Raw genomic sequence first — 24,363 nt, 5'->3', positions numbered from 1 at the left:
CATATCTGTTGTCACTACAAAGTCAAATTGTCTTTCTTTTAATTTTACAACGCGAATATGTTGTTCCAGTTCTAAGGCTTCCTTTTTAGATTTTAATCCTTTCCGAATGATACGTATTCTTTTTTGTGTGACTGGGTGAAAACCATTAGAAACATCAACGGTCCATTTACCATTTTTAGTTTTACGAATAGTCATTCATTATGCTTCTTTCTGGAGTTCAATTCCTAGTAGCTCTTCAGCGACACTGGCTGGAATTGTACCAATTCGTTTGTTATCGTAGATGTTAAAACCACGATTAACTAATAGTACCTTGCCGGTATGGATAATCTTTCTTGCAGTTCCTGGAGCAAATCCAAGTTCGATAAGGTCATCTTTTGTTACAGTTTTAATCATGTGATCTCCTTTTCTAATTAGATTAAGTAAGGGGAGGATTAACTCCCCTTGTCTTATACTTATTTTTGTTTTACATCTACTAAATGGATAGCATCCGCCTTGTAATACATTGTCGAACTAATCATAGTAGCTTGTAAATTGTCAAATGTAACTGGTACCTCGTCCATTGCTTGGATATAGTCATTATCAACCAAGGCATCTGGATTGTCTACTGAGACTTGGGTTGATTTCTTTTTGAATTGTCCATCCTTGATCGTTACATTGTATTTCCAACCAATGATTTTATCGGTATTAAAACGTCTTTCGCTACCATCTCGGTTTTTGATAATTTCTCCGTTTGCATCAGCTCGGACTTCCGTTTCAAATTTTGGAATGACTTCATCCAATTCAAATTTTGTTCCAATGTTATTAAAATTCCAGTCATTTTGTGAAAGCATTTTTGCCATAGTTAATTTCTCCTTTTGATATTTTCTTTGATTGTGGGGATCAAGTCCTCTCTTTTAAAGAGTATTGCCCTTTCTATTAATCCACTTGCTAAATCTGGTGGATATTCCATATTGTTGAGTGCGAGATAGTTAGACTTCTCATACTCATGCAGTAAGTTATTGTCGTATAGAAATTTATACGCTTTTAGAATAGCTCCAGAACCTTTATAGGTAAACCATTCTAATTTTTGTTCTAGTTCTGTTTTTGGTTTTGAAATAATGATAGAGACAGGTCTTGAGTGACCTAAAAACTTTTCCCAAGATCTCAAAGGTTTTGAGAAGTGACTATCACTATAGAACCTCACTTTTTCTTTGAGATATCCCTTGGTAAAGTTGAGAAGATCTATTTCCGAATGCAACCATTCTTGAATGAAGTAGTGAGCTTTTTCTTTCCTAAGTTCTAACTCAGTTCTTATCCAATTTTCTATATACCGCTTGCTGATACCGAGCTTCTCAGCTCGTTCTAAGCGCTTATCGTAAATTCTAAGTCTTTCATCATCATTGGGTTTTCTTAAATATAAGGTCTGACCGATCGTTTCATCTCCGTAGGTATTGTAGTAGGTGCTTTTTCCATATATAAAGCGTTTCTTCTGACAGATCTTTAGAAGTTGATTAGGAGTGAAATAGGGTGTTTCATTAAAGTCATCTATTGCAATATCAATTCGTCTGATTGAAAAACGATGGTAATTGTAGTAGAGGTTGTCCAGAAACTGTCTTTCGGATAGACTATTTGGATCTAATACCATATCTCTATAGAATTCAAGTGCCTGTCCTGACATGACAAGCATGTAGGACGACTCTTTCGACCCATAGTAGATACGGATATTCCCATAATGAAGCTGGCTATCATAGTTATAGTATTTAAGGCTCCCCTTATTCTCAATAAATAGGTCAAAGTCAAGAAATAGGATATCTTCGATTATTTCTTTTGGCGAAAATTCAGTCTTATCAAACTGAATTTGAATCCAGTCAAATACAGAACGTAAATGCTCATTTTTTGCCATAGATTTTGATTCAACTTTTTGCCTAATTTTGCCACCCTTAAAATCTCCAAAACCCTTGGTAATACTGATTTTTTTTCGATGGTACACCTAACTTGCAGAGGGTGGTGTTACTACACACCCTATCGGTCAAAAATGGTCCGTCCGCATCTACGCTCATTTTCGGCTTTCTGCCTCATGGCTCAGCCGAAAACTCGCTATTAGCCGAACCTATTTTTTGACCTCTTGTTAACAAACCCTAGTAAGCCGGTTTGCATCGACTCTTCAATATCTTGGATTTTCTTTTTTAGGTTGGAATTCTCAATTTTTATCAGTCGCATTTCTCGCTTAAATTCCTGTTTTAAGGCGCTCAGTTCATCGTAGAGCTCATCTATTACTTGGTCAAGGGATTCTTGTTCATTGTCTGCTAGACTCCCAAATACGGCTTGTATAGCCTCTTTTAGACCTATTTCAAGTTTTAGTTTAGCTAACTTTTGAAATTGTCTAAGGTCTTCGTCTGTAAAGTCATAGGCAACTGTATAACTTAATTGATGAGTTCTTGGGTTTCTACTGATAGGAATTTTAATTTTCTTAAATTCCTTGCCACTTATCTCTTTAATCAGTTGGATCCAATTTTTAAGAGTAGAGGTAGAGTTTAGGCCAGAAATTTGATTGACTAACTCTTTATTGGTCATCTTTTTGTGAAACCTCCGAAATTTTCTTGTGCAACTGAAGAGTTTTCTGTGGTATAATTGTTACATAATATGTTTTGATCTTGGAACGAACGGCACATTTGTTTCAAGATTTTTTTATTTTGTCGAATCTTACTTCCTTTATTAAAATTTTTTAAATCGACTACTAGTTACATACGCTTTTACCTCCTTTTATGCTATAATATTCTCAATGGAATATTCAATCTCAAAATAAATATTCCTTATGGAATAATTCTATTTTATACCGTTTAGAATATTTTGTCAAGCTAAAATATACGAATAAGAATATCTATAGGAGAATTATGTATACAGAGGATTATAAATTTTCAGAGAGGTTAAAAACTCTCAGAAAATCAAAAAAGTTAACTCAAGTACAAATATCGGAATTAATTGGAGTTCAACAAGGGACATATTCTCGGTGGGAGAATGGAACGTTAGAACCAGGACTAGAATTCGTTGTGAAATTAGCAAATATCTTTGGGACTACTACAGATTATTTGCTGGGACAAAAACCTTATTCAATTATCAGTAGTTTACCTCTAGAACAATTAGATCTTACCAATATTGCAAACTTTTCAAAGGATGAGTTTGATATTTTGAAACATTCAATAGCAGTTTCGGTGGCAAGAAATAAAATAAAGGCAACAGAACTAAAAGATAGAGTTATAGAAAAAAATCAGTTGTCAGAAAAAGATGCAGAACTTTTGAATAAGATTTTTGAAGAAGTTAAAACTTATTGGGAAAACTAGAAGGACGCTAGTCTTCAAAATTTCCTCCCAAAATGTGTCTAAAATATTGACGGAATTCCATTAAAGAAAGAACATTTAGAAGTTTCAATAGGTAAAGATTAGTATATTCTTGTTGAGTGATTTTATTTTATGAAGGTTGTTTATAGTCGAAAGGGGAAAATAGATGGTCTCTAAAATTGATACAGCTTGGGACTTGTTTCTGGAGGGAAAAACATCAGAAGCTAAAAAGTTGGTTGAACAAGATTTTTCCATTGATACCTGTACAGATTTTAGCCTTTTAAATCTGATGGGGTATTTATTATTGGCAGAAAAAGACTATGCCTCGTGTACCCATATCTTTGAGAAATACATTTTATTAGCTCAACAAAATGAAGATAAAGAAAATGAACATATTGGCTTACATCAATTAGCGATGATCTACAGAGAACAGGGTGATTTTCATAAGGCTTTAAAACTCATTGAAGACGAAGAGAAGATAGTTGAAGAGTATTTTCCAAACGATAATCTAAAGAAAGCTGTGAATAACTACGAACAAGGCTATGTGAGATTTAAATTAAACAACCTTGATGAAGCACTTACATTCATGAATCTGTCATTGGAACAATCTTTAGAGACTGATGACGTGATTTCTCAAGCTTGTAGCTATAGAGGGTTAGGTGAAATCTGTTTAGCCTTGGAAGATACGGAATTATCCAATAGACATTTCAAACGAGCTATAGAACTTTTCGAAAGTGTTGGAGAGTTTGAAGGGATAAAGGAAATTGAGGAATTGATTAATGAATGATTTGACATTTAGATTTTGCCATTAGTTTGTTTTTGCTTTGAAACTATGTTAGTCTAAGTTGCTAGTATTTTAAAAAGACAAGGTGTTTTATCCTTGTCTTTGTCGTTTTAGTATTGCTTTTGTTTCAATGTCAATAAGGATGAGTAAAAGGCTGGGACAGTAGTCTCAGCCTTTTAATTGAAGATAAAATCTTCTTAGAAACTTTCCTTAGGAGAGTACATAACAGAAGGTTAGGGACTCTAAAGCTAAGTTTTGAGTATTTTTTTATTTGACAAATATAAGTAGACGGTGTATACTTTATAAAAAGTAGACAACGTATACTTTGATAAGGGAAGGTGGTCAAATGAAACGGAATACGGAAGAACTGAAAGAAAAGTTAATTTCGGTTGGCATTGAAGAAATCAGAACTAACGGGATTGACCGGATGTCTATGCGTACAATAGCTCAAAAATGTGGGGTGACTCATGGAGCTCCCTATAAGCATTTTGGAAGTAAAGATAGATATATTCAAGTTGTTATGGAACACTTATCAATGTTCTTTTTGAAAAATATGATACTTGGAATTGATACTTCCATAGATGCAAGAACTCAACTAACTCTGATGGGCTGTAACTTTGTATGGTTTGCCCAAGAGGAAACCTATCTATTTGAAGCATTATTTATCAAATTTCCATATAACTATATGGAGTTATCCCAGGAAACTATTTCAGTCAACTCCTCTTTACCAGGATTTGAACATTTTAAGTCGGTAGCGTTAAGACTTAAAGATGAGGAAAATCTTTCTAGTAGTGACGCAGAAATATTGATCAATTTTTGGAGTTTTATTGCTGGTTTGGCTCTATTGGTAAGGAGTCCTGTTGGAGAAAACTTTAAAGAAAATGATGTTCAAAAGACCGTCAGAACGATGCTTGATATTTATATAAAAGGAGATAGCTGATGAATGTTTTAATAATCTATTCACATCCGAATGAAACAAGTTATAATGCGTCAATCCTTCAAACTGTGCAAAAGCATTTAGCACCAGAGCATAGAGTTAAAATAATAGACTTATATAAAGAAAACTTTGATCCGGTTTTACGTTTTGATGAAACGCATAAAAGGAGAAATTTACAGCATAATGAAGACATGAAACCATATAGAGATTTATTGAGTTGGGCGGATCAGTTGATTTTTATTTTCCCTACTTGGTGGAGTGGAATGCCAGCTATTTTAAAAGGTTTTATTGATCGTGTTTTTGTTGCAGGTTTTGCTTATCAGAATGGACCTCGAGGTCCGGTGGGGAAACTAGATGGAAAAGCGTGGATCATTACGACGCATAATACGCCAAAAATTTTTCTTCCTTTTTCTCAAGACTACGCAAAGGTTCTAAAATCTCAAATCTTGAAACCCTGTGGTATTAAACCGGTTAAAATGACACAAGTTACACGAGTGGAGTATATGAGTGATCGTCAACGGAAAGAAGAACTCGAAAAAATCGCACAGATAGCCAAAAGGATATAAAAACGTGCGTTATAAGTCATGACAGAGCATACAGAATATGAGCTGACAGGAAAAGGGAAATCGCTGATGCCGATTTTAAAGGACTTGAATCAATGGGGGAAAGAATGGTTGCATTAAATTTTCTTCTTCTTTTTGTCACTTTCATCTTGCCACTTAGGTTCTCATTTTGACCGCTTATCCCAAAAGGCCGTTTTTTAAACGGCTTTTTTGCTAGACTGATACTGTCAAAAAGGAGAGAGAACATGATATTACCAGCTAAAAACATCAGTAAACGGTATGGAAATCATCTAGTGGTTGATCATATTCACCTACAGTTTGAAAAGGGAACGTTTAATGCGATTCTAGGACCAAATGGGGCAAGGAAATCAACGACTGAGAAATAAGATTATTGACTCACTATTTATGGAAGTAGTTATTTAAGAGAGAAAGATGAGTTACCAAAAAGTTACTAAAATTTAAAAAATGAGTCTATTTTGCAAGATTCAAAAGTTCTAAAACCCTATTAAATCAAGGTTATAAGATTTAAAAAATGGGTTCATAGAACTCAAAATCCAGTGTCCGCAAGGACGTGCCGGTTCGACCCCGGCCGCCGGTATAGTATTAAAGACAAGGTTTTCGGACCTTGTCTTTTTCTTTTATTCGTTGAATTTTTACTGGTGAGTTACTAATAAATTCCTTAAATTTATTCTCATTGTTTTCTGAAAATGCTTTGACTACTTTCCTTTACTGTGTTATAATTAACCGGTAAAGTATTTACCGGTTAACAGAAAGGAAATACATATGAAAGTTGCTAATCAGATTGAACATTTTTTAAATTCTATTTTACTTATTTCTGAGAATCAGCATGAAGTTTTGATTGGTTCCTGTACGAGTGGTTTTTCTTTAACCAACACGCAAGAGCATATTCTAATGTTACTTTCAAAAGATAATTATTCAAATTCTGAGCTTGCTAAATTGCTAAATGTCAGTCAAGCTGCTGTGACCAAAGCAGTTAAGCAATTACTTTCTTTTGGCATGTTGGAAGCTTTGAAAGACGAGAAAGATGCTCGTATTGTTTTGTATCGGTTAACAGATTTAGGGCGTCCGGTTGCTGAAGAACATTCTCATCATCATGATCATACTTTGGCTGTGTATAATCAAGTTTTGAGTGAATTTTCTCAAGAAGAACAGATGGTTATTTCTAAATTTTTATCGCGCTTATTGGAGGATCTTCGTTAATGCGTTATATTACTGTTAAAGATCTTTCATTTTATTATGATAGAGAGCCTGTTCTAGAAGGTGTGAATTATTACTTGGATAGTGGGGAGTTTGTGACCCTGACGGGTGAGAATGGTGCTGCTAAATCTACTTTGATTAAGGCAAGTCTTGGAATTTTAAAACCCAAAGTAGGAACTGTTGAAATCGCTAAGGAAAATGTAGCGGGTAAAAAATTACGAATCGCTTATCTTCCGCAACAAATTGCAAGTTTCAATGCTGGCTTTCCAAGTTCTGTTTATGAGTTTGTGAAATCGGGACGTTATCCTCGTAAGGGCTGGTTTCGTCGGTTAAATCATCATGATGAGGAGCACATTTTAGCTAGTTTATCTTCTGTTGGGATGTTAGAGCATCGTGATAAACCGTTAGGGGCTCTATCCGGTGGTCAGAAGCAACGGGCTGTCATTGCACGAATGTTTGCGTCTGATCCAGATATTTTTGTGTTGGATGAACCGACTACTGGGATGGATGCTGGTAGTAAGGATGAGTTTTACGAATTGATGCATCACAGTGCCCACCACCATGGGAAGGCTGTTTTAATGATTACGCATGATCCCGAAGAGGTGAGCCATTACGCGGATCGCAATATTCACCTGGTGAGAAAACAAAATTCTCCATGGCGTTGCTTTAATGTCCATGAGAAAGATGGAGGTGAGGAGCATGCTTAGTTTATTTCAATATGACTTTATGCAACGGGCTTTGTTGGCGATGGTTGCCATGAGTCTCTTCTCCCCTATCTTAGGTGTATTTTTGATTTTGCGTCGTCAGAGCTTGATGAGTGATACACTGAGTCACGTTTCTCTATCGGGGGTCGCTTTTGGCCTCTTCCTTGGTTTCTCTCCAACTATTTCGACAGTCATTGTGGTAATCATAGCGGCTGTATTTCTAGAGTATTTACGAACAGTCTATAAAGATTTTATGGAAATCGGGACAGCGATTCTCATGTCGACTGGCTTGGCCTTAGCCCTAGTGATCATGAAGGGTGGTGGTAAAAGTTCCATGAGTTTGGATCAGTACCTATTTGGTTCCACCTTGACTATTACTGATGAGCAAGTGCTAGCTTTGTTTGTCATTGCGGCGATTGTTTTATGTTTGACGGTTCTCTTTATTCGTCCTATGTATATCCTTACGTTTGACGAGGATACAGCTTATGTAGATGGTTTACCCGTACGTCTCATGTCTATCCTATTTAATATTGTGACAGGAGTGGCTATCGCCTTGATGATCCCGGCTGCAGGCTCCTTGTTGGTATCTACTATTATGGTCTTGCCAGCTAGTATTGCTTTAAAGCTAGGAAAAACTTTCCGTTCAGTCATGCTGTTGGCAGTAGTCATTGGTTTTGTGGGGATGGTCAGTGGTCTCATTCTTTCTTATTATCCGGATACACCGGTTAGTGCGACCATCACTCTCTTATTTGTATCCTTCTTTTTGCTCTCAAATCTTTTTGTTAAATTTAGAAAATAGGTGATCTTATGAAAAAACTTGTATGGCTCGTGTTAGCCTTCTGTAGTCTTCTTTTAGTAGCTTGTAGTGGCGGTCAAAATCAGTCAGGGAAATTGAAAGTCATGACTACTTTCTATCCTGTCTATGAATTTACTAAGCAAGTCATCGGAGACGAGGGAGATGTGGAGCTCTTGATTGGGTCTGGTTCGGAACCCCATGATTTTGAATTGTCTGCCAAAGGTCGCGCAAAAATTCAAGAGTCAGATGTCTTTGTCTATGAGAACGAGAACATGGAAACTTGGGTGCCTCAGTTGTTGAAATCAATGGATGGCAAGAAAACCAAGGTTGTCAAAGCGACTGAAAATATGCTTCTTTTACCAGGTGGTGAAGAAGAGCATGACCATGAGGGAGGGGAAGAACACCATCATGACTACGATCCCCATGTCTGGCTGTCTCCACAGAGAGCCATTAAAATGGTGGAAACGATTCGTGATCAACTGGTGAAACAGTACCCAGATAAAAAAGATAGCTTTACAGCTAATGCGGATGCTTATATTGCTAAGTTGAAAAAATTGGATGACAGCTATACGAAGAGCCTATCTGCAGCGAAACAGAAAAACTTTGTAACGCAGCACGCGGCTTTCCGTTATTTGGCCTTGGACTATGGCTTGAATCAAGTCTCTATTTCAGGTTTGTCACCGGATAGTGAACCATCTGCGAGTCGTTTGAGTGAATTGACAGAGTACATCAAGAAGAACGATATCAAGGTCATCTACTTTGAAGAAAATGCTTCTAAATCCTTATCGAAAACCTTGTCTGCTGAAACCGGTGTAGATCTAGCTGTTTTGAATCCACTAGAGAGCTTGACAGATGAACAGATGAAAGATGGTGAAGACTACATCTCTATCATGGGAGCCAACCTCAAATCTTTAGAGTTAACAACGACTCAAGCAGGGAAGGAAATCGCTCCAGAAGAGGAAGAAGACACCAAAACAGTAGCCAATGGCTACTTTGAAGACAGTGCTATTAAGGACCGAACTCTCTCAGACTATGCGGGAGACTGGCAATCTGTGTATCCTTATCTAAAAGATGGCACCTTGGATCAAGTTTTTGATTACAAAGCTAAACTAACCAAGTCCAAAACAGCTGAAGAGTATAAAGCTTACTACACCACAGGCTATAAAACGGATGTCGAACGGATTGTCATTACCGACAAAACCATGACCTTCTATAAGAATGGAGAAGAGAAGAAGTTCGAATACCGCTACGCAGGGAAGCATACGCTGACCTATACAAAAGGGAATCGTGGAGTGCGTTATCTCTTTGAAGCAACTGATCCGAATGCGGGTGAATTCAAGTATGTTCAATTTAGTGATCATCAAATTGCTCCCAATAAGGCAGCTCACTTCCATATTTTCTTCGGTGGAGAAAGCCAAGAGGCTCTTTACAATGAATTGGAAAATTGGCCTACTTACTACCCAAGTGACTTGACAGGATTTGAAATTGCACAGGAAATGTTAGCCCATTAATCAAATAGAGAAGAGAGTGGGACAGAAATCAGTCATTCGTTAGAATTCGATTTCGTCGTCCCACCTCCGCACAGTTGAGTAGGGCTGTAAAAGCTGATGAAATCAGCGTAGTAGAGCCCACTCAACCACTGCGTCTTGCTCAACAATCCAAAGACAATTGAGAGGCTAGGACTTTTGTCCCAGCCTCATTTTTTGATAGTAAAAGAAACTTGTCAATTTGCTAGAAAAAGGATAAAATTAGGTTTATAGAATAGTTTGAATTAGGGAGATTCATGATGAAAAAGTATCGTTTGTTATTGTTGCTTTCTGCTCTACTGTTTTTCCTTGGAGCCTGCGGTGAGAAAAAGCAGGAGACAGGGGCTGAAAGTAAAGAAAGTACGGTTCGTCAATCGAAGGATAGCTCAGCTACTAGTGAAACAAAGAAAGCTGAAAGTTCGAGTGATAAGAAAGAGAAAACAAAGATGGATATTGAAGCAATCGCTCAAGGGGATTATAGTAGCGTAGCTGGTGTCTGGCAAGATGATAAGGGAAATAAATTGGTCTTTGATCAAAATGGTTTGGTCTCTAACGAATATGAATCTTACGGTCTCTCCTTGACGGATTATGGGACTGTTTCGGGAGGAGTTTACGGAGGAATCACAGGTGGATTTTTAATGGAATTCATCCCTGCCGGGCTTACGATTGATGATCAAACGGACGAAAATGGAGAAGTCGTCTTCCATGATGACTCTGATGCAAGTAAAGACCGTCTCTGGACTGGAACTGGGATGTACAGTTTTACAGAACAAGGGTCTTTCCTCTATAAGGTTGGGGATTAGGGAATATTAGTGCCATAGAAAAAGAATGAAGAGTGTCCAACTCTTCATTCTTTTTCGTTTTCTAGATCTTAGGGAGCCAAGAGAGGTGGAAATCCAGCTTCTCTGCTTTCAAGAGGTCTTGGTGACTCACTCTGTCGATTCTTTTCCCATCAAGTGAAACATCTTGAAGGAAGTGTGCCTGAGCTGTGTGGGCTGTACGATGGATATGGATCCATTTTTTCTCTTGAGGGAGATAGAGGCGTAGGTGTTTGAAGAGAGGAATCCCCAGGTCATAAACTGGTTTTCCGGGGCAAGTCGGATAGAGTCCCAAAACTGACCAGATATACCAAGAAGATAGACTGCCATTATCCTCATCTCCTGGATAGGCCTGGAAGCTTGACTGGAAGGCTTCTTTGCGAATGGCTTGAATCAGTAAGCTAGTGTATTCTGGGTGTTGGCTATAGCGAAAGAGATAGGGGATGTGGAAACTCGGTTGGTTCGAAATGGCAATTTGCCCAAAAGGAGCTTGGGCCATCTCACTCATTTCGTGAATTTCGTAGCCATAGCCCGTCACTTCATAATGTGGTGCTTGGGTTGCCAGTCGGGTTAAGTAGTGGGTAAAGCCTTCTTCTCCTCCAAAGAGTTGCTTGAGTCCCTCTATGTCGTGAAGGGCGCCTAAGGTTGCCTGAATGGCAGAGCACTCTGCATAGTCGCGTCCCCAACTGATCGGAGAGAAGTCTGGTCTGAAATGACCCTTCTTATCTTTGGCTCGGATATAACCTGTTTCTGGATCAAAGAGGGTTCGGTAGGAAAGGCTAGATTGGGCATATTCTTTGGCAAGATCTTCCTTGCCAAGTATCTGAGCAGTTTGGGCGATACAAAAGTCGCTATAGGAGAAGTCGATGGTATGACTCACGCTTTCGTGATAGTCGGTGGATAGATAACCTAATTTTTTGTACTCTTTCGCTCCTCGTCGACCGTAATGACCATTTGGATCTTCCTTCCTAGCTGTATCCAGCATGGCTTCAAAAAGTTCCGTGTGAAGGTCGGGAGCCAGGCCTTTCTGAATGGCATCTGCAATGACCCCATCAACGAGTGTCCCAGGCATCATGCCTCTTTCGTCTGGCGCTAGCCATTTAGGGAGGAAGCCTGTATCCCGGTAATGGTTAAGGAAGCCTTCGAGAAATTCCTGATAGAGCTCAGGATAGACCAGGCTATAAAGAGGAAAGGTGGTCCGAAAGAGGTCCCAGAAGCCCAGACTAGTGAAGTATTTTCCTTCTTGAATGCGGTTGTGGGCGAAGTCACGATGAACTGCTTTCCCTTCAGGGGTCACTTCATAACAAGTCTGAGGAAAGAGCAGACTACGATAGAGACAGTGATCGAAAAAGGTTCGATCCTCTCCGCCCGTATCTAAAATTTCAAATCGGTCCATTAGCTCTTGCCACTTGCGACCGGCTTTTTCTTTCATATCTTCAAAGCTAGCTTTAGGGAGGTGAGATTTGGCCAAGTCAGGGCTAATAAAGGAAGTACCTAATCGAGCTTCTAGTATGGGGCTGTCAAACTCTAGGATCAAATCCTGCCCTAGCCAGTGAGTTCGAGTGATAGCTTGGTCAAATTCGAAATGAAGATAGAACGGAAAGTCTTGTTGGTCTGTATGATTTTGATCTAGGATGTGGAAGTGAAGATTTGTTTCTCCGAATTCTAGCTCAGTTAGTCCATTGGGACAGTGCAAGGCAAGCGCTAGTTCAGATGGCCCCCTAAAGCGAAGGAAGGCTCCATAGAGGCTTGGCGTCATCTCTGTGTGGATTTGATAGCGCTCTGAGGTGAGGGCTAAATAATGGGGCTGAAAGATAGCTTCTTGGATCCGGTAACTGCTCTGTCTAAAATAGAGGTCTTCTTGAGTCGGTATGTCTGTTAGTGGGGTGAGGAGACACCAAGAAAAATCCCCAATCCAAGGGCTCGGCTGATGAGTCAAGCGAATGCCTTGAAAGATTGGAAGGTTGGGGTTGAAAAACCAAGCACCCTGTTCATGTGTCGTCTGTGGGAGAAAATAATTCATCCCAAAAGGAACTCCTGTGTAAGGGAGGGTGTTGCCGTTGGAATAAGCTGGGTGATTGTCTGTTCCTAAGCGGGTATCAATGCGAGTCAAATCGGTCTTCATAAAGGACCTCCTGTATTAAAGTAGAGCTTCTAAGCCCTTTTCTTTCTTTATTTTAGCAGAAGCTACTAGAATCTGAAAGCAATTTTTAAAACTAGAAAAGTTTGTAGAAAAAGGGCTATAATTTGCGTATGTATTTCCCCTTTGAAATCTTTTATACTGAATAGGAAAGAATCGATACGTGTGAGGAAAATAAATGACCTATTCAAAAGAAATCGTCAGAGAATGGTTGGATCAAGTAGCAGAACGTGCTAAGGATTACCCTGAGTGGGTGGATGTCTTTGAGCGTTGCTATACAGATACCTTAGATAATACAGTTGAAATTTTGGAAGATGGCTCGACTTTTGTCCTGACAGGAGATATCCCAGCTATGTGGCTTCGAGACTCGACTGCTCAGCTGAGACCCTACCTTCATGTGGCAAAAAGAGACTCTCGTTTACGTCAGACTATTGCTGGCTTGGTCAAACGTCAGATGACGTTGATCCTCAAGGATCCTTATGCTAACTCTTTTAATATTGAGGAAAACTGGAAGGGGCACCACGAAACAGACCATACAGATCTCAATGGCTGGATATGGGAACGCAAATATGAAGTAGATTCGCTTTGCTATCCCTTGCAGTTGGCTTATCTCCTTTGGAAAGAAACTGGTGAGACTAGCCAGTTTGATGAAACTTTTGTCTCAGCGGCTAAGGAAATTCTTCATTTATGGACGGTGGAACAAGACCATAACAACTCACCTTATCGCTTTGTTCGTGATACCGATCGTAAGGAAGATACTTTGGTAAATGATGGTTTTGGTCCTGACTTTGCCGTGACAGGAATGACCTGGTCAGCCTTCCGTCCAAGTGATGATTGCTGTCAGTATAGCTACTTGATTCCGTCAAATATGTTTGCAGTCGTTGTCTTGGGATATGTCCAGGAAATTTTTGCAGAATTGAATCTAGCTGATAGCGAGAGCATTATTGTTGATGCCAAACGTCTGCAAGCTGAAATCCAAGAAGGAATCGAAAACTACGCCTACACTACCAACAGTAAGGGTGAAAAGATTTACGCCTTCGAAGTAGACGGTTTGGGAAATGCTAGCATCATGGACGACCCTAACGTACCAAGCTTGTTAGCGGCTCCCTATCTTGGTTACTGTGATGTGAACGATGAAGTGTATCAAGCAACTCGTCGCACCATTCTGAGCCCTGAAAATCCTTACTTCTACCAAGGAGAATACGCTAGCGGTCTCGGAAGTTCTCATACCTTCTATCGTTATATCTGGCCGATTGCCCTATCTATTCAAGGCTTGACAGCTACCGATAAAGCTGAGAAAAAATTCTTGCTAGATCAATTGGTTGCTTGCGATGGTGGAACAGGTGTTATGCACGAAAGCTTCCACGTCGATGATCCGACTCTCTACTCGCGTGAATGGTTCTCATGGGCCAATATGATGTTCTGTGAGTTGGTCTTGGATTACTTGGATATTCGATAATACTCTTCGAAAATCTCTTCAAACTACGTCAGCTTCACCTTGCTGTACTCAAGTACAGCCTGCGGCTAGCTTCCTAGTTTGCTCTTTGATTTTCATTGAGTATAAGGAGCACGTTTTCGCTCAACTGATTCTGGTAAAGAATCACAAATCTATTTTTAAATTTAAGTTAGAATGAGGTTTTACTCATGGAAAATGTTGTTGTACATATTATTTCTCACAGCCACTGGGATCGTGAGTGGTATCTACCTTTTGAGAGTCACCGGATGCAATTGGTGGAACTTTTTGACAATCTTTTTGATCTGTTTGAAAATGATCCTGAATTTAAGAGCTTCCACTTGGATGGACAAACCATCGTCCTTGATGATTATTTAGAAATTCGCCCTGAAAATCGTGACAAGGTGCAGCGTTATATCGACGAAGGAAAACTCAAGATTGGTCCTTTCTATATCTTGCAGGATGATTACTTGATTTCCAGTGAAGCGAACGTCCGCAATACCTTGATTGGACAAGAGGAATGTGCCAAATGGGGCACATCAACTCAAATCGGCTACTTCCCAGATACCTTTGGAAATATGGGGCAGGCTCCTCAAATCCTTCAAAAATCAGGCATTCACGTAGCAGCCTTTGGTCGTGGTGTCAAGCCAATCGGATTTGACAACCAAGTCCTCGAAGATGAGCAATTTACCTCTCAATTTTCTGAGATGTATTGGCAGGGGGCTGATGGTAGCCGTGTACTCGGCATTCTCTTTGCAAACTGGTACAGTAACGGGAATGAAATTCCAGTGGATAAAGATGAAGCTTTGACTTTCTGGAAGCAAAAATTAGCAGACGTCCGTGACTATGCATCGACCAACCAATGGTTGATGATGAACGGCTGTGATCACCAGCCTGTACAGAGAAATATTAGTGAAGCCATTCGTGTGGCCAACGAACTCTTCCCTGACGTGACCTTTATTCATAGCTCTTTTGACGAATATGTGCAAGCAGTGGAAAGTGCACTTCCTGAACACCTATCAACGGTTACAGGAGAATTGACCAGCCAGGAAACAGATGGTTGGTACACTCTTGCCAACACCTCTTCATCTCGTATTTACCTCAAGCAAGCCTTCCAAGAAAATAGTAACTTGCTCGAGCAGGTCGTGGAACCATTGACCATTCTCACAGGAGGTCATAATCATAAGGATCAATTGACCTATGCTTGGAAAGTGCTTTTGCAAAATGCGCCACACGATAGTATCTGTGGCTGTAGTATAGACGAGGTCCACCGTGAAATGGAAACTCGTTTTGCCAAGGTCAATCAAGTCGGAAATTTTGTTAAGAGCAACCTTCTTAATGAATGGAAGGGCAAACTGGCTACCCAAAATGCACAAAGCGAACACCTCTTCACCGTTGTTAACACAGCTTTACATGACAAGGTAGATACTGTGAGTGTTGTGGTGGATGTTGCTACTTGTGATTTCAAAGAGTTACATCCAACTGAAGGCTACAAGAAGATGGTAGCCATGTCCTTGCCAGAGTACCATGTTGAAGATTTGGATGGCCATGTCATTGAAGCCAAGATTGAAGACTTGGGAGCAAGTTTTGGCTATACTTTACCAAAGGACAAGTTCCGCCAACCTTATATTGCTCGTCAAGTGCGCGTGACAATCCCAGTTCATCTGGCTCCACTTTCTTGGGCAAGCTTCCAATTGGTTGAAGGCCAAGTAGAATACCGAGATGGGATTTATCAAAATGGAGTGATTGATACACCGTTTGTAACTGTGAGTGTAGATGAAGGAATCACCGTCTATGACAAGACTACAAACGAAGCTTACGAAGACTTTATCCGCTTTGAGGATCGTGGAGATATTGGTAACGAATATATTTACTTCCAACCAAAAGGAACCGAACCAATCTATGCTCAATTGAAGGGATACGATGTCCTAGAAAACAATGCTCGCTATGCCAAAATCTTGCTCAAGCATGACTTGACGATTCCAGTCAGTGCAGATGAAAAATTGGATGCTGAACAAAGAGGCATTATTGAGTTCATGAAACGAGACGCAGGTCGTTCAGAAGAGTTGACAACCATTCCTCTTGAAACGGAGATGACCATCTTTGTGGATAACCCACAGATTCGCTTTAAGACTCGTTTTACCAATACTGCCAAGGATCACCGCATCCGTCTTTTGGTCAAAACTCATAACACTCGTCCAAGCAATGATTCTGAAAGCATCTATGAAGTTGTGACAAGACCAAACAAACCAGCAGCTTCTTGGGAAAATCCTGAAAATCCACAACACCAACAAGCCTTTGTCAGCTTGTATGATGATGTCAAAGGAGTGACCGTATCCAATAAAGGATTGCACGAGTATGAAATTCTTGGAGACGATACTATGGCTGTAACCCTTCTTCGTGCTTCAGGCGAACTCGGTGACTGGGGCTACTTCCCAACACCGGAAGCTCAGTGCTTGCGTGATATCGAAGTTGAGTTTGCAGTAGAATGCCACCAAGCAGGCGAACGCTTCTCAGCTTTCCGTCGTGCCAAAGCCTTCCAGGTGCCATTTACAGCTCTTCAAGTTGCAAAACAAGAGGGTAGTGTTGCCGCAACGGGTAGCCTCTTTAACCATGCGGCACTGAACTTACCACAAGTCTGCCCAACGGCATTTAAGGTTGCTGAGAATGAAGAAGGTTATGTCCTTCGTTACTACAACATGAGTCAAGAAAATGTTCGCGTTTCTGAAAAACAACAAGCCATTCTTGACTTGCTGGAACGCCCATACCCAGTTCATTCAGGACTATTGGCACCACAGGAAATTCGTACAGAATTCATTCAAAAAGAAGAAATTTAATTTCAAACAGTAAACAGAAACAGAAAGGAGGAGCGAAGAAGTAAGAACCAACTGCGGACTCGCTCCTTTTTGTAGGTGAAAGCAATGACCATTGCAACGATTGATATCGGAGGGACTGGCATTAAGTTTGCTAGTCTGACTCCTGATGGAAAGATTTTAGATAAGACCAGCACCCCAACTCCAGACACTCTAGAAGATTTGTTGGCTTGGTTGGACCAACGCTTGTCAGAACAGGACTATCGTGGGATTGCTATGAGTGTGCCAGGTGCGGTCAATCAAAAAACAGGAGTGATTGAGGGGATTAGTGCCATTCCATATATCCATGGTTTTTCATGGTACCAGGTCCTTGCTCATCACCAGCTACCTGTCCATCTAGAAAATGATGCCAACTGTGTTGGGCTTAGTGAACTGCTGGCTCATCCTGAGATTGAAAATGCAGCCTGCGTCGTGATTGGTACAGGAATCGGTGGAGCCATGATGATCAATGGGAAACTACACCGTGGTCGCCATGGCTTGGGTGGAGAGTTTGGTTACATGACGACTCTTGCACCAACTGAGAAACTCAATAACTGGTCGCAACTGGCGTCAACTGGAAGTATGGTTCGCTATGTGAATGAAAAATCTGGTCAATCCGATTGGGACGGTCGTAAGATTTACCAAGAGGCTGCAGCAGGCAATGTCCTTTGTCAAGAAGCCATTGAGCGTATGAATCGTAATCTTGCTCAAGGACTACTCAATATTCAGTATCTGATCGACCCAGATGTCATTAGCCTAGGAGGCTCTATCAGTCAGAATCCAGATTTTATCAACGGGGTGCAAAAAGCAGTAGATGTTTTTGTCGAAAGATATGAAGAGTATACAATTGCGCCAGTCATTCAAGCCTGCACCTATCGCGCAGATGCCAATCTCTACGGTGCCCTTGTCAACTGGTTACAGGAGGAAAACCAATGGTAAGTTTTACAGGACTTAGTCCCAAACAAGCGCAAGCTATTGAGGTATTAAAAAATCGCATTTCCCTACCAGACGTAGAAGTGGCAGTTGCTCAGTCTGATCAAGCCTCTATCTCTATCAAGGGTGAGGGTGGTAACTATCAACTGACCTATCGTAAACCACACCAACTCTACCGCGCCTTATCCGTTCTAGCAACAGCTTTAGCAGAAGGTGACAAGGTGGAGATTGAGGAGCAAGCGGCTTATGAAGACTTGGCCTATATGGCGGATTGTTCCCGTAATGCTGTAATGAATGTCGCCTCTGCCAAACAAATGATTGAGGTCTTAGCTCTCATGGGCTACTCAACCTTTGAACTTTACATGGAAGATACCTATCAAATCGAGGGGCAACCTTACTTTGGTTATTTCCGTGGAGCTTATTCAGCTGAAGAATTACAGGAAATCGAAGCCTACGCCCAGCAGTTTGATATGACCTTTGTACCATGTATCCAGACTTTGGCCCACTTGTCAGCCTTTGTCAAATGGGGTGTCAAAGAAGTCCAGCAACTTCGTGATGTAGAAGACATTCTCCTCATCGGCGAAGAAAAAGTGTACGACCTGATTGATGGCATGTTTGCGACCTTGTCTAAACTGCAAACTCGCAAGGTCAATATCGGAATGGACGAAGCCCACTTGGTTGGTTTGGGACGCTACCTCATCCTAAACGGCGTTGTGGATCGTAGTCTCCTTATGTGCCAACACTTGGAGCGCGTGCTGGATATCGCAGACAAGTATGGTTTCCACTGTCAGATGTGGAGCGATATGTTCTTCAAGCTCATGTCAGCAGATGGCCAGTATGACCGTGATGTGGAGATTCCAGAAGAAACTCGCCTTTATTTAGACCGTCTAAAAGACCGTGTGACTTTGGTTTACTGGGATTATTACCAGGATAGCGAAGAAAAATACAACCGTAACTTCAACAATCACCACAAGATCAGCCAGGATATCGCCTTTGCAGGTGGTGTTTGGAAGTGGATTGGTTTTACACCTCACAACCATTTCAGTCGTCTCATCGCTCTTGAAGCCAATAAAGCCTGCCGCGCTAATCAGATCAAAGAAGTCATTGTGACTGGTTGGGGAGATAATGGTGGTGAAACAGCCCAGTTCTCTATTCTGCCAAGTCTACAAATCTGGGCAGAACTCAACTATCGCAATGATTTAGAGCGTTTGTCTGCTCATTTCAAGACCAATACAGGTCTATCCGTTGAGGACTTTATGCAACTTGACCTTGCCAACCTCTTGCCAGATCTACCAGGCAATCTTAGCGGGATCAATCCTAACCGCTATGTCTTTTATCAAGATGTTCTTTGCCCAATTCTTGATCAGCACATGACACCTGAACAGGACAAGCCTCACTTTGCCCATGCTGCTGAAACCCTTGCTGCTATTAAAGAAAAAGCTGGAGTCTACGCTTATCTCTTTGAGACCCAGGCTCAGTTAAATGCTATTTTAAGTAGCAAGGTTGATGTGGGAAGACGCATCCGGGAAGCCTATCACGCAGATGATAAAGAAAGCTTGCAACAAATCGCCAGAGAAGAATTGCCAAAACTTAGAAGTGAGATTGAAAACTTCCATGAACTCTTTAGCCACCAATGGTTGAAAGAAAACAAGGTCTTTGGTTTGGATACGGTCGATATTCGTACGGGTGGACTCTTGCAACGGATTAAGCGAGCAGAAAGTCGTATTGAAGACTATCTAACTGGTTCTATCTCACGTATTGATGAGTTGGAAGTAGAGATCTTGCCATTTAATGATTTCTACGCAGACAAGGACTTTGCAGCCACGACAGCCAACCAATGGCATACGATTGCAACAGCTTCGACCATTTATACAACCTAATCTAAAAAGGTGTCTTTAAAAAGATGATGTTGAAGGAGAAGAAGAATGTCCGATGAATGGAGATCTATCTTCTCCTTTTTTCTCCATTTTTAAGGCTATGTCATAAATTTGTAGAATTTTTTCTATAATTAGGAGTTTGAAAAAGTTTTCATAGAGTTTTATAATTGATAATGTAAACGTTACCAAAGGGAGAAAACAACAAAGGAGGGAGTCAGATGAAAAAGTTTTTGAAGACCTTGAGAGAAAATCTTATTTTCTTCTTGATGGTTTTACCAGGTGCAGTGTGGTTGATTTTATTCTTCTACATACCTGTTTTGGGAAACGTTGTTGCATTTAAAGACTATCATATCACTGGAGAGGGATTTATTGATAGCGTAATGAAAAGTAAGTGGGTTGGGTTTGATAACTTCAAATTCCTCTTTAGCTCCAACGATGCTTATATCATTACGAGAAATACTGTTCTATACAACTTAGCCTTTATTTTCTTGGGCTTGATTGTTTCTGTTGGGATTGCCATTATCTTTAGTGAGATGCGGTCTAAACGGTTGGTCAAAGTATTTCAAACATCAATGCTGTTCCCTTATTTCTTGTCATGGGTTATCATTAGCTTCTTTACAGATGCCTTCTTAAACGTCGATAAAGGCTTGATTAACCATGTCTTGACATCTCTTGGGATGAAAGGAATTAACTTCTATACAGAGGTTGCCATTTGGCCGGCGCTTCTCCTTTTCTTAGGAATCTGGAAGGGCTTTGGTTATAGTAGTGTCATGTACTACGCAACCATCATGGGAATAGATCCAACCTTTTACGAAGCAGCAACAGTGGACGGGGCATCCAAGTGGCAACGGATTCGCCACATCACCATTCCTCAGTTGTCTTCCTTAATTACGGTTTTGACCATCCTTGCAATCGGAAATATCTTCCGTGCTGACTTCGGATTGTTCTACCAAATCCCGCACAACTCAGGTGCTCTTTATAGTGTAACTAACGTAATTGATGTTTATGTCTTTAATGGACTGGCTAAATCAGGAGATATTGCGATGGCTGCAGCGGCTGGACTTTACCAATCAGTTGTTGGATTGATTCTCGTCTTGCTCTCTAACATTGTAGCTCGTCGTATTGATAAGAATGCAGCACTCTTCTAGAAAGGAGGATACCATGGCAAAATCAAAAATTAAAAAAGAAAAAGTTGATAATGTTGGGATCCACTCCTTCAGTAAGAAAGCAGACATCTTCTTTAGTAGTATCGTCGGCTTGGTTGCGCTATCCTGTATCTTGCCCTTCATCTTCGTTGTCATGATTTCCTTGACAGATGAACAAAGTTTGGCTATTCACGGCTTCCAATTTTGGCCTGCTAAGTTTGGTGCAGATGGCTATCTTTTCCTTGTTCAATTTAAGGATAAGATTCTGCAAGCCCTCTTTATTACCTTGTTTGTGACGATTGTAGGGACAGCATGTAATGTCTTTATTACAACAACCTATGCCTACGCCATCTCTCGTAGAACCTTTAAGTATAGAAACTTCTTTACTGTCTTTGCACTTTTGAGCATGCTCTTTAGTGCAGGGATGGTACCAGGTTACATCGTTACCACTCAGTTGCTTCATTTAGGGGATACGGTTGGAGCCCTCATCATTCCGATGTTATTAAGTCCCTTCAATATTATTTTGATGCGGACCTTCTTCAAACGGACCATCCCAGAAGCAATTCTCGAGTCTGCTCGGATAGATGGAGCGAGTGAAACGCGGATCTTCTTCCAGATCTGTTTGCCACTTTCTCTCCCAGGGATTGCAACGATCAGTCTCTTCACGGCCCTTGGCTTCTGGAATGACTGGTTCAACGCCCTTCTCTATATCAAGAGTGAAAACCTCTATCCTCTTCAATACTTGCTGATGCAAATCCAAAATAACATGGATTACATCTCTAAATCAGTCGGTGCATCTAGCCAAATCGCTGGTGCGGTCCAATCCCTTCCTAAGGAAACTGGACGGATGGCCATGGTGGTGGTGGCAACAGTTCCAATCGCTATCCTCTATCCATTCTTCCAACGTTACTTTGTAAAAGGATTGACCATCGGTGGTGTTAAAGAGTAAGCAACTCTTGTTCATCCACCCTTCATAATGTTAATAAAGAAAAATAAAAAAGGAGTTTTTCTCATGAAAAATTGGAAAAAATATGCTTTAGCTTCTGCTAGCGTTCTCGCACTTGGAGCAACTCTTGCTGCTTGTGGTAACTTGACAGGTGATAACCAAAAATCATCTAAGAGTGAAGATGGTAAAACAGTTATCAAAATGTACCAAATCGGTGACAAACCTGATAACTTGGATACTTTGTTAGAAAATGCTAACAAGATCATCGAAGAAAAAGCTGGTGTTAAATTAGACATCCAATACCTTGGTTGGGGTGACTATGACAAGAAGATGAACGTTATCATTTCATCTGGTGAAAACTACGATATTGCCTTTGCAAACAACTATGTCATCAACGCTCAAAAAGGTGCTTATGCTGACTTGACAGACTTGTATAAGAAAGAAGGGAAAGAGCTTTATGAAGCACTTGACCCAGCTTATATCAAAGGGAATACTGTAAACGGCAAGATTTATGCTGTTCCAGTTGCAGCTAACGTTGCATCTTCACAAAACTTTGCCTTCAACGGACCACTTCTTGAAAAATATGGTATCGATATTTCAGATGTGAAAGACTACGCTTCACTTGAACCAGTCTTGAAAGCCATCAAAGAAAAAGATCCAAACGTTGTTCCATTCGCAATGAACAAGAGCTACGGTGGACCTTCTGATGACTTCGATTACATTGCAGTAGATGGACTTCCATTCGTTGTCGATTTGCAAGGTGACACAACTAAGATCGTTGACCGTTACACTATTCCACGTTATGTTGAAAATTTGAAGACTCTTCATAAATACTATGAAGCTGGCTACATTCCAAAAGACGTAGCTACAAGCGACACTGGATATGACCTTTCTCAAGATACTTGGTTGGTACGTGAAGAAACAGTAGGACCTGCTGACTACGGTAACAGCTTGCTTACTCGTGTAGCAAACCGTAAGATCGAAATCAAACCATTCACTCAACTTTACAAGAAGAACAACACTACTCAAGTTGCAAACTTTGTCATCTCAAACAACTCTAAGAACAAAGAAAAAGCAATGGAAGTATTGAACCTCTTGAATACAAACCCAGAACTCTTGAACGGTCTTGTTTATGGTCCAGAAGGCAAGAACTGGGAAAAAGTTGAAGGTAAAGAAAACCGTGTGAAAGTCTTGGATGGCTACAACGGAAATACTCACATGTCTGGATGGAACACTGGTAACAACTGGATTCTTTACATCAACGAAAACGTAACGGATGAGCAAATTGCACAATCTAAGAAAGACTTGGAAACTGCAAAAGAATCTCCAGCACTTGGATTCATCTTCAACACTGAAAACGTGAAATCAGAAATCACTGCCCTTACTAACACTTTGAACCAATTCACAAGTGCCATCAATACAGGTACAGTAGATCCTGAAGTTGAAATTCCTAAGATGCTTGAAAAATTGAAATCAGAAGGTGCCTACCAAAAAGTCTTGGATGAAATCCAAAAACAATACGATGAGTACCTTGCTGCTAAGAAATAAGCTAGCATTACTTGCTTAAGTCTATCAAAAGACTTTGAGGTCTTCGCACTTCAAAGTCTTTTCTGTTGATAATTTTGAAATCGAAACCATCAGGGGAAATGTGCTATAATATAGGGTATAATCATCAGTTGTACTAGGGAAACTATACTAAGTCGTAAGCTCCCCTCTACAGCAAATGAACATGGAGACAAATTATGGGAAGAATGATTGAATTAATTTTTACAAGGGTCTACTTAGCCATGTTGGCAACAGGGATCTTTTGGGCTTTAACCTTCTGTGGAGGGATCCTGTTTGGGTTTGGGCCAGCTAGTGCAACGATTATGAGTCTATATGCCGAACATGGATCTGATTACAAGCAATATGGTTGGTCTGAGGCTTGGGCGCTCTATAAAGAAAATTTCCGTCCTGCCAACCAGGTTTTCTATACATTTTTTTTAATCGAAGCAATTCTTATTTATGGTATGTATCTGATGATTCAATTGCCCCACTTGTCCCTATTTCAGATTTTTATCTTATTGGTCAATTTGATTTTCTTGTTGGTAGCTCCCTTGACTTTTGCAGTCTACCTCAAGCTTCAGGTCCATTTTGAGTTGTCCTATCTCAATAGCTTGAAGTTGAGCTTTATTGGTGCTTTTCTTGATATTCGTGCAGTGACGAAGTTTCTCTTGGGGACCTTTCTTCTTGGGGTTGTCACCCATTTTGTTCCAGCTTTATTTTTCTTTGTTTTACTGGGCTTGTGGCATTTCTTTGTCAATGATATTTTTCAACCCGTCTATGAAACAATTCGGTCTAAAGTGGTTTCTTAA

At 40.3% G+C, this 24,363-nt stretch carries 22 protein-coding genes and 3 pseudogenes (1 of these 25 running past the window's edge); 19 read left to right on the top strand and 6 right to left on the bottom strand.

All coding sequences use genetic code 11. The features are described 5' to 3' along the window. The 5 genes and pseudogenes from D7D50_RS02245 to D7D50_RS02225 all read right to left on the bottom strand — a co-directional run. Positions 1 to 195, bottom strand: a pseudogene (locus tag D7D50_RS02245) (tyrosine-type recombinase/integrase); it reaches 947 nt to the left of the window's first position. Between the two features lie 3 nt (positions 196 to 198). Beyond that, on the bottom strand, positions 199 to 393 hold the full coding sequence (locus tag D7D50_RS02240) for a DUF3173 domain-containing protein (protein ID WP_021144813.1): 195 nt from the start codon (positions 391 to 393) through the stop codon (positions 199 to 201). A 59-nt stretch (positions 394 to 452) separates the two neighbouring features. Beyond that, positions 453 to 839, bottom strand: coding sequence for a hypothetical protein (locus tag D7D50_RS02235; RefSeq protein ID WP_061853401.1), 387 nt, complete (start codon positions 837 to 839; stop codon positions 453 to 455). A gap of 2 nt (positions 840 to 841) precedes the next feature. Then, on the bottom strand, positions 842 to 1,969 hold the full coding sequence (locus D7D50_RS02230; RefSeq protein WP_227877754.1) for a replication initiation factor domain-containing protein: 1,128 nt from the start codon (positions 1,967 to 1,969) through the stop codon (positions 842 to 844). 110 nt (positions 1,970 to 2,079) lie between these two features. Beyond that, on the bottom strand, positions 2,080 to 2,553 hold the full coding sequence (locus D7D50_RS02225; protein ID WP_061454679.1) for a hypothetical protein: 474 nt from the start codon (positions 2,551 to 2,553) through the stop codon (positions 2,080 to 2,082). A 320-nt stretch (positions 2,554 to 2,873) separates the two neighbouring features. Here D7D50_RS02225 and D7D50_RS02220 point away from each other — a divergent pair, with 320 nt between their 5' ends. The 11 genes and pseudogenes from D7D50_RS02220 (at position 2,874) to D7D50_RS02170 (ending at position 10,648) form a co-directional block, all read left to right on the top strand. Then, the gene (locus D7D50_RS02220) at positions 2,874 to 3,320 is read left to right on the top strand and encodes a helix-turn-helix transcriptional regulator (RefSeq protein ID WP_000287814.1); all 447 of its coding nucleotides are present in this window, start codon (positions 2,874 to 2,876) and stop codon (positions 3,318 to 3,320) included. Between the two features lie 163 nt (positions 3,321 to 3,483). After that, complete coding sequence (locus D7D50_RS02215; RefSeq protein ID WP_120701376.1) at positions 3,484 to 4,104, top strand: tetratricopeptide repeat protein; 621 nt, start codon at positions 3,484 to 3,486, stop codon at positions 4,102 to 4,104. Between the two features lie 343 nt (positions 4,105 to 4,447). Continuing rightward, complete coding sequence (locus D7D50_RS02210; RefSeq protein ID WP_120701375.1) at positions 4,448 to 5,041, top strand: TetR/AcrR family transcriptional regulator; 594 nt, start codon at positions 4,448 to 4,450, stop codon at positions 5,039 to 5,041. After that, positions 5,041 to 5,604 (top strand): NAD(P)H-dependent oxidoreductase, encoded by a 564-nt coding sequence (locus D7D50_RS02205; RefSeq protein WP_120701374.1) that lies wholly within the window; start codon positions 5,041 to 5,043, stop codon positions 5,602 to 5,604. Before D7D50_RS02210 ends, D7D50_RS02205 begins: the two co-directional genes overlap by 1 nt. Positions 5,605 to 5,631: 27 nt before the next feature. Beyond that, a pseudogene (locus D7D50_RS02200) lies at positions 5,632 to 5,721 on the top strand (winged helix-turn-helix transcriptional regulator); the annotation flags it as partial. A gap of 125 nt (positions 5,722 to 5,846) precedes the next feature. Continuing rightward, positions 5,847 to 5,978: pseudogene (locus D7D50_RS02195) on the top strand (ABC transporter ATP-binding protein); the annotation flags it as partial. Between the two features lie 406 nt (positions 5,979 to 6,384). Further along, positions 6,385 to 6,822 carry a zinc-dependent MarR family transcriptional regulator gene (locus D7D50_RS02190; RefSeq protein WP_023027536.1) on the top strand — a complete coding sequence of 146 codons (438 nt, stop codon included), beginning with the start codon at positions 6,385 to 6,387 and terminating at the stop codon, positions 6,820 to 6,822. Then, positions 6,822 to 7,526, top strand: coding sequence for a metal ABC transporter ATP-binding protein (locus D7D50_RS02185; protein ID WP_023027537.1), 705 nt, complete (start codon positions 6,822 to 6,824; stop codon positions 7,524 to 7,526). Before D7D50_RS02190 ends, D7D50_RS02185 begins: the two co-directional genes overlap by 1 nt. Then, complete coding sequence (locus tag D7D50_RS02180; protein ID WP_023022055.1) at positions 7,519 to 8,322, top strand: metal ABC transporter permease; 804 nt, start codon at positions 7,519 to 7,521, stop codon at positions 8,320 to 8,322. Before D7D50_RS02185 ends, D7D50_RS02180 begins: the two co-directional genes overlap by 8 nt. Positions 8,323 to 8,330: 8 nt before the next feature. Beyond that, complete coding sequence (locus tag D7D50_RS02175; RefSeq protein WP_120701373.1) at positions 8,331 to 9,830, top strand: zinc ABC transporter substrate-binding protein AdcA; 1,500 nt, start codon at positions 8,331 to 8,333, stop codon at positions 9,828 to 9,830. Between the two features lie 272 nt (positions 9,831 to 10,102). After that, complete coding sequence (locus tag D7D50_RS02170) at positions 10,103 to 10,648, top strand: DUF6287 domain-containing protein (protein ID WP_117745002.1); 546 nt, start codon at positions 10,103 to 10,105, stop codon at positions 10,646 to 10,648. 61 nt (positions 10,649 to 10,709) lie between these two features. On the opposite strand, the gene D7D50_RS02165 is transcribed toward D7D50_RS02170, so the two are convergent. Then, positions 10,710 to 12,788: a GH92 family glycosyl hydrolase gene (locus D7D50_RS02165; RefSeq protein WP_120701372.1), complete on the bottom strand. Its 2,079-nt coding sequence runs from the start codon at positions 12,786 to 12,788 to the stop codon at positions 10,710 to 10,712. 193 nt (positions 12,789 to 12,981) lie between these two features. On the opposite strand from D7D50_RS02165, the gene D7D50_RS02160 reads away from it, so the two are divergent. From D7D50_RS02160 to D7D50_RS02120, 8 genes are all read left to right on the top strand, one after another. Continuing rightward, positions 12,982 to 14,262 (top strand): glycoside hydrolase family 125 protein, encoded by a 1,281-nt coding sequence (locus tag D7D50_RS02160; protein ID WP_120701371.1) that lies wholly within the window; start codon positions 12,982 to 12,984, stop codon positions 14,260 to 14,262. Between the two features lie 185 nt (positions 14,263 to 14,447). Beyond that, complete coding sequence (locus tag D7D50_RS02150; RefSeq protein WP_120701370.1) at positions 14,448 to 17,093, top strand: alpha-mannosidase; 2,646 nt, start codon at positions 14,448 to 14,450, stop codon at positions 17,091 to 17,093. Positions 17,094 to 17,177: 84 nt separating this feature from the next. Continuing rightward, positions 17,178 to 18,047: an ROK family protein gene (locus tag D7D50_RS02145; RefSeq protein ID WP_023022061.1), complete on the top strand. Its 870-nt coding sequence runs from the start codon at positions 17,178 to 17,180 to the stop codon at positions 18,045 to 18,047. After that, a complete protein-coding gene (locus D7D50_RS02140) occupies positions 18,041 to 19,921 on the top strand; it encodes a beta-N-acetylhexosaminidase (RefSeq protein WP_120701369.1) in 1,881 nt (626 codons plus the stop codon). The genes D7D50_RS02145 and D7D50_RS02140 overlap by 7 nt, the downstream gene beginning before the upstream one ends. Before the next feature lie 215 nt (positions 19,922 to 20,136). Beyond that, positions 20,137 to 21,066, top strand: coding sequence for an ABC transporter permease (locus tag D7D50_RS02135; protein ID WP_120701368.1), 930 nt, complete (start codon positions 20,137 to 20,139; stop codon positions 21,064 to 21,066). A gap of 13 nt (positions 21,067 to 21,079) precedes the next feature. Next, complete coding sequence (locus D7D50_RS02130) at positions 21,080 to 22,012, top strand: carbohydrate ABC transporter permease (protein ID WP_023022064.1); 933 nt, start codon at positions 21,080 to 21,082, stop codon at positions 22,010 to 22,012. A gap of 63 nt (positions 22,013 to 22,075) precedes the next feature. Next, positions 22,076 to 23,557: an ABC transporter substrate-binding protein gene (locus tag D7D50_RS02125; protein ID WP_023022065.1), complete on the top strand. Its 1,482-nt coding sequence runs from the start codon at positions 22,076 to 22,078 to the stop codon at positions 23,555 to 23,557. 194 nt (positions 23,558 to 23,751) lie between these two features. Next, a complete protein-coding gene (locus D7D50_RS02120) occupies positions 23,752 to 24,363 on the top strand; it encodes a YesL family protein (RefSeq protein ID WP_120701367.1) in 612 nt (203 codons plus the stop codon).

Source organism: Streptococcus koreensis (assembly GCF_003627135.1).
Lineage (GTDB): Bacteria > Bacillota > Bacilli > Lactobacillales > Streptococcaceae > Streptococcus > Streptococcus ilei.
This window is presented reverse-complemented; position numbering and strand designations above follow the sequence as displayed.